Genomic DNA, 12,938 nt, shown 5'->3' on the forward strand with positions numbered 1-12,938 from the left:
ATGACTTTCATCTTATTGGAAAGGTTACGAGGTACACCGTCAGCATAACCAATACCCACCACTGCCAAACGCATCTGCTTTGGAGCAATAAACTGATAACCATAACTCACACCAGTACCTGCTTCAATAGTTTTGACTTGTGTCACCCTAGCTTTTACTTGCATTGCTGGTTTTAAGTCAATTTTATCCTGTAGATGAGGTGCTGGATACAGACCATAAATAGCTAAACCCACCCGTACCATATCGTAGTGCAAGGCAGAGTCAGTTAATGTCGCTGCCGAGTTAGCTAAATGAAGTCGTATATCACCAGGAGAACTTTTTCCACCAATACCACACAAATCTATTGCTTCCTCAAACCTTTGATGCTGCTGTTTCATCACTGTTTGGTCTGGGTTATCTGCTGTGGCAAAGTGGGAATAAATACTAGCAATTTTTAAATTTGGTAACCCCTGCACAAATTTTACAAATTCCACTGCCTGTTGCCAAGGTGTTCCTAAACGAGACATTCCCGTATCCAACTTGAGATGTACTGGCATTGCTTCAGTGTAGTGGGAAAGAGTTTCCGAGAAAACTAGAGCTTGTTGAGGCGTGCAAATAGTTGGTTGTAGTTGCCAGTGAGCGATCGCTTGAATTTGTTCGGGTCTATCTGTTGCACCTAAAATTAAAATTGGCGCTTCAACTCCAGCTAACCTTAATTCTATTCCCTCTGGCACCGTTGCTACTGCCAACCAATCTGCACCAGCTTCTAGAATAGTGTGAGATACTTTACACGCTCCATGTCCATAAGCATCTGCCTTGACTACTCCCATTAATCGAGTTTTATCTGATAAAAGGCTCTTAATTTGTTGGACATTATAAGTCAATGCCTGATCGTTAATTTCTACCCATGCTCTTTGACAAATACCTCCATAAGCATCACTTTCTATTGCTCCCTGATTTAAACTTTCTGTTGCCAGAGTTTTAAAAGAAGCATTTTCCCAGCTTAACATTTTCACTCACTCCTCAATCAGTTCAATTTTTTATTTATTAAAACAATCTACTGCCAAAATTTATCAAATCAGGTTGTATATAAGAAAATCAAAAAGATTATTTTTAAAAAACTAAAAAAATTCCGAAAAGGGAACAGGGAATAAGAAACAGTGGGAAAAAAACTTCTTAGTCTAAGATTCATCATCGGTCTATTTCCTCACTCAATTCTTTCTTAGTTATATTTTTAGACTTATAAAATTTAGTGGAAAATTGCTTAACTCTAAACTTTTGTCCCCAGAAATATTAATTGTGCTAATATCTGAGAAAATATTCTCTTTTCAGAAATATCAATGGCCAATGTTTTAGTGTTGAACGCTTCTTATGAACCGCTCAATATCACGAGTTGGCGACGAGCGATCGTCTTGTTACTCAAAGGTAAAGCGGAGCAAATTGAACATAACGGAACATACCTTCTTCCAGATATTCCGTTACCAACAGTCATCCGACTGCGCTACTATGTCCGAGTTCCTTACAAAGATATTCCTTTAACACGCCGAAATATTATGCACCGAGATGGTCATTCCTGTCAATACTGTGGTTATGTGGGTGATGATTTGACTTTAGATCATGTAGTGCCGCGATCGCGTGGTGGAGGTGATACCTGGGAAAACCTTGTGACTGCTTGTGTTCGCTGTAATGTACGAAAAGGAAGTCGTACTCCTAGAGAGGCTAATATGACTTTGGATTATCCTCCTCGAAAACCCCATAGTGGTCTTTACTTTGAATTGACTAAACACGTTAAAAGTGGTAATAACAAAGAATGGCGAAAATATGTTATTGGTCTGTGAAACCCCTGCCCATCTGAGCGCAGGGGTTTTTTGTATCAAAAGAGGGAGTAGGGGGGAATAATTAATGATTTATAGAACCCCTGAAGGGATCTATTTAAAATTATAGATTGAGGGTAGGGGAGTAGGGGAGATGATTTAAATTCTACCTTTTTTCTATATTCTCCATCTCCTGACTACTGTAATGGCGATTTCCTACGGAATGCTGCCTCTTGCAGAGGAGCTGCCTCTTGCAGAGGAGCTGCGCTAACGCTAACGCAAACGCGTTAGCGACAGCATTCGGAACGAAATCGCCCCTACGACTCCTGACTCAAGAGCCAAAAACCCTGATCTTTGCGCAGATACTGTTAGGGCTTCTATATGCGATAATTGGTTTTACTTTTTATGATTGGAGATGTCTAATAGCCATCTTTTATTTTATCTATCAGTCATAAGTTATCAATACCTCCGGGTTCAGCCAGAAGTTTGATATCTGAAATTTCCTTTTTTATACTCTTGAAAAGGAAGGTTCGATTGGACATAAAAAAAATCTCCAATCTTCATAACTACTAAATCTTTGTGATTCTCGACTCCTAACTCCTAACTCCTAACTCCTGACTCCTCTGTAAATTACCGAAAAATCAAGGTAGAAAGCCTCTCCATTCATGGATAAAAAAGAAAAAAAATGCTTTTGCTCAATCCTCTTATTTATAAGAAGAGGTAATAATTAATAATTGTTGAACCTAACTACTCCCTACTCCCTAAAAATAGTGATTATGAGTACAAATGTTTGTGCGATTCGTTTAACCTAAATTAGGCTAAAGCCTATGGGACGGTTACTACAGCTCATTTGCTGTAAGAACTGATTACACATGAGGTGCAAGACCTCCCCTCAAGTGCAGAGGTGAAAGCATGACCCCTATTTTTAGGTTTAGCAAGCCTAAAAATAAAGCGGGGTTAAAAGGCAGACCACTGGTAGTCAAATCTGGTGACTGTCAAGCAAGAGTCCATGTGTAGCGAAAGCAAAGGTATGTCTGAACCATCGTTATGTATAATGGCCATAAGGACTGTTGAAGGCCAAGCCAAAAGGCAAGGATAGGGCGTAAGCGAGTGAACATTCGACTTACCAGCACCGCCCATAAACCCGGTGGATAGTACCGCCACTAAAGACTCAAGACAATGTGTAATCGGAACGAAGTAACCTTTATATATCTCTGGGACTGGTCGATGCCCAGTAGGTGCTAACCGCATGATATATAAGGGCGGGATTGAGTAAGAAGCCAACGACAATCTGTAATGGATTGTATATGCTGACGTACTCACGGTAACTCCAAAGAAATAGTCAATAGTAGCAATATATATGTCTAATACACAGGTAAAACTGATGGAGGAATGGAAAGATATAAATTGGCGAAAAGCCGAGAGATTATCATTCAAGTTGCAAAAGCGAATATTTCAAGCGAGTGAGCGTGGTGATGTCCAAGCAGTGCGTAAGCTTCAAAAGACCCTGATTAGGTCTTGGTATGCAAGATTATTGGNCCAAAGAAATAGTCAATAGTAGCAATATATATGTCTAATACACAGGTAAAACTGATGGAGGAATGGAAAGATATAAATTGGCGAAAAGCCGAGAGATTATCATTCAAGTTGCAAAAGCGAATATTTCAAGCGAGTGAGCGTGGTGATGTCCAAGCAGTGCGTAAGCTTCAAAAGACCCTGATTAGGTCTTGGTATGCAAGATTATTGGCGGTAAGAAGAGTCACTCAGGACAATCAAGGCCAAAACACCGCAGGAGTGGATGGTGTTAAAAAGTTATCCCCAACTAAGCGGTTGAAGCTAGCAAAAAACCTGAGAATCACTGGAAAAGTCCACCCCACACGGAGGGTACTCATTCCTAAACCAAACAGTGATGAGAAAAGACCTTTAGGAATACCAACAATACATGACCGTGCCTTGCAAACGCTAGTCAAACTAGCATTGGAGCCAGAGTGGGAGGCGAAATTCGAGCCAAACAGTTATGGATTCAGACCAGGACGCTCATGTCACGACGCCATTGAAGCTATCTTCAATAGTGTCAGATTTAAAGCCAAGTATGTGCTTGATGCGGATATTGCCAAATGTTTCGACCGCATCAACCAAGATACCCTGCTCAAAAAGTTAAACACATTTCCCAAAATAAGACGAGTCATCAAAAAATGGCTCAAAGCGGGATATGTAGATAACCAAGGCACTCTATTTCCTACCACAGAAGGAACGCCACAAGGAGGAACAATCTCCCCTCTACTGGCAAATATAGCCCTACATGGTATGGAAGAAAGGATTATGGAGTATGCGGATACACTAAAAGGAAGTAAGCGAGACAATCGTAAATCTCTAAACTTCATCCGATACGCAGACGATTTCGTGATACTCCATGAGGATAGGGCAATAATCCAAGAATGCCAAAAGGTAATAGAAGATTGGCTAAAAGACATGGGTTTGGAGCTAAAACCTAGCAAAACAAAAATAACCCACACATTAAATGAAAAAGGGTTTAACTTTTTAGGGTTCCACATTCGACAGCACAGAGTAGGAAGCTATAGAAGTGCTTCCAACTCAAATGGAACCAAGCTAGGCTTTAATACAATAATTACTCCTGCAAAGAAAGAGGTCCAAGGACATTACAAAAACATCGCTGAAGTCATAGAAAGGCATAAAACAGCCCCCCAAGCAGCACTTATTAGCAGGCTTAACCCAATTATAAGGGGGTGGACCAATTATTACTCAGCGGTCGTAAGCAAGAGAACATTTAATAAACTGGACTACCTTGTTTACGGAAAATTAAGGGCTTGGGCTAGGTACAGGGGAAAGGGTAGCATCAACAAGGAAAAATACTGGAAAACAGTAGGAAACAAAAATTGNCCCCCCAAGCAGCACTTATTAGCAGGCTTAACCCAATTATAAGGGGGTGGACCAATTATTACTCAGCGGTCGTAAGCAAGAGAACATTTAATAAACTGGACTACCTTGTTTACGGAAAATTAAGGGCTTGGGCTAGGTACAGGGGAAAGGGTAGCATCAACAAGGAAAAATACTGGAAAACAGTAGGAAACAAAAATTGGTGCTTCAGCACCGAAGAAGGACTAACTCTAAGAACACACTTAGAAAAACCAATTAGTAGACATATTAAAGTCAAAGGTAAAGTAAGTCCATACAACGGTGACTGGAATTATTGGAGCAAGCGCAGGGGGAAATACCCAGGAACACCCACAAGGGTAGCCAAATTAATCAAAATGCAAAAAGGAAAATGCCCCCACTGCGGTCTACATTTTACGAGTGAAGACCTACTAGAAGTTGACCACATAGTACCTAAAAGCAAGGGTGGTAAGGATACATACAGTAACCTACAACTTCTACACAGACATTGCCATGACACAAAAACGGCCTATGATGGCTCCCTCCATAAGAGCCACGATGACAGTCCGTTTTGAGTCGTATCCATGACAAAGGATGGGGTTAACGAGGAGCCGGATGAGGTGAAAGTCTCACGTCCGGTTCTGAAAGAGAGGTAGAGGTGGAAACGCCTCTATCGACTCTAACATTTTATTCGTCACGGTATAGCTGGTGATAGAGAAAATTATGACACAGATGCAGAACGTCCCCTAACAGAAATAGGCGATCGCAAAACTCACAAAATTGCTCAAAAACTCAAACAACTAGGTCTTAATTTCAATCTAATTCTTACCAGTCCCTTAGTTAGAGCAAATCAAACTGCTAAAATTCTTCAAGCTAATAAATTAAGTTCTAAAGTAGAAGAATTTTCTCCTTTAGCCCCTGGTGGAGATATTAATCTCTGGCTACAATGGCTAGAAACATGGCAACCTCAAGAAAACAGGCAATTAGCCCTAGTAGGCCATCAACCAGACTTAGCAAACTGGGCAGAAATTCTGAGCTGGGGAGAAGCCAGACAAGTATTAATACTCAAAAAAGCAGGCGTGATAGGTATTTCCTTGCCGGAAGTTGGTTCACCAGTAGGCAATAGTCAAATGTTTTGGCTCACAGCGCCAAAATTTTTACTAGATTAACCAGAATTGTTAATAGATTATTGTCAAAACAACAACATAACTAACCTAGTTGATAATGTAGCTTGAGAATATTCACATCTAATCTAAGTAAAGGGGATAGTCATGTCCGTCGTCTGCATCGAATTTAAGCCTGGTTTAGAAGGTGTTCCCGCTACCGAATCAAGTATCAGCTACGTCGATGGACAAAAAGGGATACTGGAATACCGAGGCACTAATATTAAAGAACTGGCAAAAAAGAGTTCTTTTCTAGAAACAGCATATTTATTAATTTGGGGCAATCTTCCCAGTAAAAAAGAATTAGATAGCTTTGAAGAGGATATTCGCTATCACAGAAGAATTAAATATCGCATTCGGGACATGATGAAATGTTTCCCGGAAACTGGACATCCTATGGATGCTCTACAGGCTTCAGCAGCAGCTCTAGGTTTATTTTATTCTCGTCGTGCTCTTGATAACCCAGAATATATTAGGTCTGCCGTAATTAGGTTATTGGCCAAAATCCCCACAATGGTAGCTGCTTTCCAGTTAATGCGTAAAGGTAATGACCCTGTACAGCCAAGAGATGATTTGGACTATGCAGCTAACTTTTTATATATGCTCAATGAAAAGGAACCCGATCCATTAGCAGCAAAAATATTTGATGTTTGTCTGACTCTCCATGCTGAACATACTATTAATGCTTCTACATTCTCAGCAATGGTGACAGCTTCTACTTTGACTGACCCTTATGCGGTTATAGCTTCAGCAGTGGGGACTCTTGCTGGCCCCCTACATGGAGGAGCAAATGAAGATGTGATTACTATGTTGTCTGAAATTGGTTCGGTAGAAAATGTTAGACCATATCTAGAAAAATGTTTTGAGACTAAGGCAAAAATTATGGGTTTTGGTCACCGAGTTTATAAAGTGAAAGACCCCAGAGCAATTATTCTTCAGGAACTAGCAGAACAGTTATTTGAAAAGTTTGGCTACGACAAATATTATGAGATAGCTTTAGAGATGGAAAAGGTTGTAGAGGAAAAACTAGGACACAAAGGAATTTACCCAAATGTGGACTTTTATTCTGGCCTTGTTTATCGGAAATTAGGTATTCCTAGCGATCTATTTACACCTGTATTTGCCATTGCTCGTGTGGCTGGTTGGTTAGCTCACTGGAAAGAACAATTAGTTGCTAATCGGATTTTCCGTCCTACACAAATTTATACAGGAGATCATAATGTTCCTTATACTCCCTGTGAAGAACGTTAATTTATGTTCTATTATCCTGGATAAGGTTATACTTTTTCAGTCAAGTCTAGTATAGCCAAGCTTATGTCTAAATTATTAGGACTAAGGCTCGGTATTGTTCTTACGAATGTTTATAGTTGAGGTTAATGAATATCACAATCAACATTTTTTATCAATCAAAAAATGAACGAATTGCCTACTGATATACATCTAATAAACTGAAAACTAAGCATTCAGGCAAATATTAAATTAATTATTAGAGGAGTTCAATAATTGATAATTGATAATTACCTATCCCTTAAACGGATTGGATTGAATAAAAGGAAAATAGATTCATTGTTTCTCTTGAAATAGAAGGCTTGAAACCTTAATTATTCGGTAAACCGATATTGTCTCCCTACTTGAGGCTTTAGCATCACTTATGGGTGAAATAGGGATCTAGATGGGGTATGTTAATAGAGCTATTGTTATTCATATTTCATATTTGAAGTTATAGCGTTACGCATTAAGGGATTTGACATTTATAAATCCTGTTTGCGCAGCATTCCGTAGGAAAACCGTTTGAAAGTATACTATTTGCTATTCTCTATTCCCTACCCCCTAGGGTTTAGCACTATAGAACCCCTGATAGGGATATATTTAAAATTATAGATTGAGAGTAGGGGAGTAGGGGATTGGGGGAGTGTGGAGAGATGAGGAGATGGGGAGATGGGGTGTATTAGATATCTGCCACTCATCCCATCATCAAATCAATTATTACCCATTTTTTATCAATTAATTCTCCCNGTATTAGATATCTGCCACTCATCCCATCATCAAATCAATTATTACCCATTTTTTATCAATTAATTCTCCCTCCAACCTATTTTATGGAGATACGGTTAGGGCTTCTATAGAACCTCTGAAGGGATTTATTTAAAATTCATAGATGGGGAGTAGGGGAGTGAGGGAGTAGGGGAAAGTTTAACATAGTGAAGCAAGGGAGCCATTATTCTACCTTTTTCCTCTATTCTATTTTTCCATCTCCGCCAATTCAGAATTGCTGAATTCTGACTCAAGAGCCAAAAACCTGGACCTTTGCTTATATTCCAAATGGGTTCTATAAAAGTAACATAATGTCAAAGTAATGTTACTAACCTGCTACTATAGCACTAGAATAAACTGAGCAATTATACTTAGTAGTTGATTGCCTGGAGTAATCCAGAAGATTGAGAGTAATTAAGTGCAAATATAATTAAGCTCCAACCTATGAGCTACCCTATCAAATGAACAATTAAATTAACTTTATCTAAATAAATAGACAGATTGTAAATGAATCCAGGAATCGATCTACAAAGAACATTTATTCAAGCCCTCGTAGATTTGGGCTTATCCTCAGAAATAGCTAGAACTCTATGGCTACCATTCCCTATGTTATTAATGATCGTCGGTGCGACTGTCGGCGTTCTAGTAACAGTTTGGTTGGAGCGGAAAATATCTGCGGCAGCACAACAAAGAATTGGTCCAGAATTTATCGGTCCTCTAGGAACTCTTGCCCCCCTTGCTGATGGTCTGAAGTTAGTTTTCAAAGAGGACGTTGTTCCGGCCAAAGCAGACCCCTTACTATTCACGTTAGGACCTGTCATTGTAGCTATACCTGTATTTCTTTCCTACTTAGTAGTGCCCTTTGGACAAAATTTAGTAATTACAGACCTGGGGGTAGCAATATTTTTGTGGATTGCTCTTTCGAGTATTCAACCTATTGGACTACTAATGTCTGGTTATGCCTCTAATAATAAATATTCTCTATTAGGAGGTCTACGAGCAGCAGCACAGTCTATTAGTTATGAAATTCCTCTGGCTTTAGCTGTATTGGCAGTGGTAATGATGTCCAACAGTCTCAGCACAATTGATATAGTTGAACAACAATCAAGTTATGGCATCTTGGGATGGAATATCTGGAGACAACCATTAGGGTTCATAATTTTCTGGATAGCAGTATTGGCAGAATGTGAACGTCTTCCTTTTGACCTTCCAGAAGCAGAAGAAGAATTGGTGGCTGGATATCAAACTGAATATACTGGCATGAAATTTGCTCTGTATTACTTAGCGTCCTATGTCAATTTAGTTTTATCTTCTCTACTTGTAGCGGTTTTATATTTGGGTGGTTGGGAGTCTCCAGTTCCAGTAGAACTTCTCTCTAACTTGTTTGGGGTGAGTGAAACGACTCCTTGGCTACAAATAATCAATGCCACCTTGGGTATTACCATGACCTTAATCAAAGCTTATCTACTCGTCTTTGTAGCAGTTTTGTTACGTTGGACATTACCAAGGGTGAGAATTGACCAATTATTGAACTTGGGTTGGAAATTCTTGTTGCCAGTGGCTTTGGTTAACTTGCTATTAACTGCCGCTCTAAAATTAGCTTTTCCATTTGCTTTTGGCGGATAAATAAATAGCTGATTTGAGATTTTTTGATTAAACTGTATCTAAAATTTCAAATATATACCATCCACCAGGACGATTAAGAGATTCTCGCCTCTGTCAAACTTACTTCTTGCTGGGAATGTAGGNGAAATTCTTGTTGCCAGTGGCTTTGGTTAACTTGCTATTAACTGCCGCTCTAAAATTAGCTTTTCCATTTGCTTTTGGCGGATAAATAAATAGCTGATTTGAGATTTTTTGATTAAACTGTATCTAAAATTTCAAATATATACCATCCACCAGGACGATTAAGAGATTCTCGCCTCTGTCAAACTTACTTCTTGCTGGGAATGTAGGGGCGAATGGCCATTCGCCCCTACCGACTTCTGACTTTAGCTATACTTTCGGTTAAAACTTCTTCCCCATAGTTGAAGCAGGAAATAAAGCTCAAATTTTTACTCTAAAGTTTTATAAAGCAAAAACCCATGTTCAAATTCCTCAACCAAGTAAGCGATTACGCTAAAGAAACTATTCAAGCTGCCAAATATATTGGTCAAGGTTTATCAGTCACTTTTGACCATATGCGCCGTCGCCCCATTACTGTACAATACCCTTATGAAAAGTTGATTCCTTCTGAAAGATTTAGAGGTAGAATTCACTTTGAATTTGACAAGTGTATTGCTTGTGAAGTTTGTGTAAGGGTTTGTCCGATTAATTTACCTGTAGTAGATTGGGAATTTAATAAACAAACTAAAAAGAAAAAGCTCAACCATTACAGTATTGATTTTGGAGTTTGTATATTCTGTGGAAACTGTGTAGAATATTGCCCTACTAATTGTCTATCAATGACAGAAGAGTATGAGTTAGCAGCTTATGACCGCCATGAGTTGAATTACGATAACGTTGCTCTGGGTAGATTACCATACAAGGTGACAAATGACCCAATGGTTACTCCTATGCGAGAACTAGCTTACTTGCCTAAAGGAGTTATTGACCCTCATACAGTTTCTCATACAGAGCGTCGTGCTGGTCTCCGGCCAGAAGAAATTCTGGAACAAATAGAAGCTGAAAAGCCAGCAGCAGAAACAACAGAGAAGTAATAGTTAGGGTTTGCTGAAAAAGTCTTTTTCAGAAGTAGGGGAGTAGGAGAGTAGGGGAGTATTTTTTTTGCTCTTGTCTGCCCAAAATGCTAAGTTTTTTAGTGTTTTATACTTAAAACCTGGCACTTTTTTAAACCTAAAAATGCATTTACCTTTATTGTTAATGATTTGAGGTTTAATCAGCAAGCCCTAGTTAAAGTAAACAAATATTTGTTAGTTATTAGTTATTAGTTATGAGATGCTTAAGTTAATTTTTAGTTGCCGTTAACTAATAACTACCAGCTTATAGTAATCCTAAATGATTTGTCAGAAAAAATTGTAGGGGTTTGGTCTCCTTTCCCCAAGTCAATATTGGATGAAAAGACTAAACTCCTAAATGATTTGTTAGAAAAAAATTATAGGGGTTCGGTCTCCTTTCCCCAAGTCAATATTGGATGAAAAGACTAAACTCCTAAATGATTTGTCAGAAAAAATTGTAGGGGTTTGGTCTCCAAATCCAAGCCCAAATTGGGTCAAAAGACTAAACTACTACGATCAAATATTAGAATCTATTTAGGATTGCTATAACAAAATATCATTCAAAATTCAGAGATATTTAAAGGAATAAAAAGTGGATTTAGCACAAGGGGTTCAATTCGTTTCATTTGCTATCTTAGCTGTAATGATGATTGGGGCAGCTTTGGGAGTAGTATTATTTTCTAATATTGTCTACTCAGCTTTTCTTTTAGGTGGAGTATTTCTCAGCATTTCTGGTTTATACCTTTTATTAAATGCTGATTTTGTGGCTACTGCCCAAGTTTTGATTTATGTTGGCGCTGTTAATGTTTTGATTTTATTTGCAATTATGCTTGTAAATAAAAGAGAAGATTTTAAGGCTTTGCCTAATGCTTGGTTTAGAAAGGCAGCTACAGGTTTAGTTTGTGTTGGTTTGTTTGCTTTATTAAGTACAATGGTATTGTCTACTTCTTGGTCAGTTCCTGTTAGTGGAGCTGTTGCTGAAGAAAGTTCAATTGTTTTAATTGGCAAGCACTTTTTTACAGATTTTTTACTTCCTTTTGAGCTTGCTTCTGTGTTTTTGTTAATGGCAATGGTGGGTGCTATTATTTTGGCTCGTCGAGNTTTGTGTTGGTTTGTTTGCTTTATTAAGTACAATGGTATTGTCTACTTCTTGGTCAGTTCCTGTTAGTGGAGCTGTTGCTGAAGAAAGTTCAATTGTTTTAATTGGCAAGCACTTTTTTACAGATTTTTTACTTCCTTTTGAGCTTGCTTCTGTGTTTTTGTTAATGGCAATGGTGGGTGCTATTATTTTGGCTCGTCGAGATATTTTGCCTGATGAAGTACCAACTGATATTCCTCAAACACCTGTTTTAAGTTTGCCTGAACGTCCTCGTGAATTAGTTTCAAGTTCTAGGGAAATTAATGGATAATTGATAATGGATAATTTATAATGAAAACTATCTCTAATTATTAATTATCATCTATTGGTAAGTGCTATAAATAAATTAAAAGGTTTAAGAAGTTTATGGAATTGCATCTAGAGTATTTTTTGTTATTAGCAGCAGCACTTTTTTGTATAGGAATTTATGGTTTAGTTACCAGTCGTAATGCAGTTAGGGTGTTGATGTCTATTGAGTTACTTCTCAATGCTGTAAATTTGAATTTGATGGGTTTTTCTAATTTTCTAGATGCTCAAAATATTAAAGGTCAGGTTTTTACTGTTTTTGTAATTACGGTTGCTGCTGCTGAAGCTGCTGTTGGTTTAGCTATAGTTTTGGCAATTTATCGTAACCGTGATACGGTGGATATGGAAGAATTTAATTTATTGAAGTGGTAGTTTTAAAGTAAGTATTCAGCTTAAAAAGCCGAAAAATTCTAGTAGGGTGTGTTTAGCTAACGCACAACTCCGTTTTTTCCTGACGGAATGCTCCGCAAACATATCGCGTTTGCGTCAGCATTCCGTAGGAAAGCGAAACGCTGCGCTTTTCATGTCGCGCAGTGTAACGCACCGACAATATTCGGGATAACTACAAACTACTAAACGGTGCGTTACGGCGCAACGTAACATTTAACAGTTCAACCGTAGTTTGTAGTAAGCGCCTAACGCACCCTACTGCTAAACTGCTATTAGCATTCAGAATTCAACTTTAGGCGATCGCCTTTTTTTCATAACTATTAATTCTCGTTGTAGAATAATTATAGTTACTGTGATAATAAGTTAATCACTAATAGCTAATAGTTGATAGTTGAGACGCAGCAATTCAACAGGAAATGGTTACATCTTAACACCGGGAAATGTTTAATTTGAGAAGTTTTTAACATTTCTCGGTTCGTTTTTATAGAACTATTTATTGTCC

General features: G+C 38.3%; 11 protein-coding genes and 1 pseudogene. 11 read left to right on the plus strand and 1 reads right to left on the minus strand.

Annotation, left to right across the window (positions count from 1 at the left end; all coding sequences use genetic code 11):
* Positions 1-989 (minus strand): alanine racemase (gene alr, locus AFK68_RS29450; RefSeq protein WP_094677398.1); only part of this gene is annotated, 989 nt, incomplete at its 3' end.
* Positions 990-1,319: 330 nt separating this feature from the next.
* Here alr and AFK68_RS29455 point away from each other — a divergent pair.
* The 11 genes and pseudogenes from AFK68_RS29455 to nuoK all read left to right on the plus strand — a co-directional run bounded on the left by AFK68_RS29455 (position 1,320) and on the right by nuoK (position 12,418).
* The gene (locus AFK68_RS29455) at positions 1,320-1,817 is read left to right on the plus strand and encodes an HNH endonuclease (RefSeq protein WP_094677400.1); all 498 of its coding nucleotides are present in this window, start codon (positions 1,320-1,322) and stop codon (positions 1,815-1,817) included.
* 1,336 nt (positions 1,818-3,153) lie between these two features.
* Positions 3,154-3,331, plus strand: a 178-nt coding sequence (locus AFK68_RS29460) for a reverse transcriptase N-terminal domain-containing protein (RefSeq protein ID WP_210407679.1), incomplete at its 3' end; no start/stop codon positions are given.
* A gap of 31 nt (positions 3,332-3,362) precedes the next feature.
* Positions 3,363-4,693 (plus strand): group II intron reverse transcriptase/maturase (gene ltrA / locus AFK68_RS29465; RefSeq protein ID WP_143438423.1); only part of this gene is annotated, 1,331 nt, incomplete at its 3' end.
* A 39-nt stretch (positions 4,694-4,732) separates the two neighbouring features.
* On the plus strand, positions 4,733-5,263 hold the full coding sequence (locus AFK68_RS29470; protein WP_246844540.1) for an HNH endonuclease: 531 nt from the start codon (positions 4,733-4,735) through the stop codon (positions 5,261-5,263).
* Between the two features lie 114 nt (positions 5,264-5,377).
* On the plus strand, positions 5,378-5,857 hold the full coding sequence (gene sixA / locus AFK68_RS29475; RefSeq protein WP_094677406.1) for a phosphohistidine phosphatase SixA: 480 nt from the start codon (positions 5,378-5,380) through the stop codon (positions 5,855-5,857).
* 102 nt (positions 5,858-5,959) lie between these two features.
* The gene (locus tag AFK68_RS29480) at positions 5,960-7,102 is read left to right on the plus strand and encodes a citrate synthase (RefSeq protein ID WP_094677408.1); all 1,143 of its coding nucleotides are present in this window, start codon (positions 5,960-5,962) and stop codon (positions 7,100-7,102) included.
* Between the two features lie 1,290 nt (positions 7,103-8,392).
* The gene (gene nuoH, locus AFK68_RS29485; protein ID WP_094677410.1) at positions 8,393-9,511 is read left to right on the plus strand and encodes an NADH-quinone oxidoreductase subunit NuoH; all 1,119 of its coding nucleotides are present in this window, start codon (positions 8,393-8,395) and stop codon (positions 9,509-9,511) included.
* A 458-nt stretch (positions 9,512-9,969) separates the two neighbouring features.
* On the plus strand, positions 9,970-10,584 hold the full coding sequence (gene ndhI, locus AFK68_RS29490) for an NAD(P)H-quinone oxidoreductase subunit I (protein WP_094677412.1): 615 nt from the start codon (positions 9,970-9,972) through the stop codon (positions 10,582-10,584).
* A 610-nt stretch (positions 10,585-11,194) separates the two neighbouring features.
* Positions 11,195-11,702: NADH-quinone oxidoreductase subunit J (locus AFK68_RS29495; protein ID WP_246844539.1), on the plus strand; the 508-nt coding region annotated here is incomplete at its 3' end.
* A 1-nt stretch (position 11,703) separates the two neighbouring features.
* Positions 11,704-12,011, plus strand: a pseudogene (locus AFK68_RS29500) (NADH-quinone oxidoreductase subunit J); the annotation flags it as partial.
* A 101-nt stretch (positions 12,012-12,112) separates the two neighbouring features.
* Complete coding sequence (gene nuoK, locus AFK68_RS29505) at positions 12,113-12,418, plus strand: NADH-quinone oxidoreductase subunit NuoK (protein ID WP_210407680.1); 306 nt, start codon at positions 12,113-12,115, stop codon at positions 12,416-12,418.
* The last annotated feature ends 520 nt before the right edge of the window (positions 12,419-12,938 follow it).

It is taken from the genome of Hydrocoleum sp. CS-953 (assembly GCF_002260545.1).
Taxonomy (GTDB): Bacteria; Cyanobacteriota; Cyanobacteriia; order Cyanobacteriales; family Microcoleaceae; genus Trichodesmium.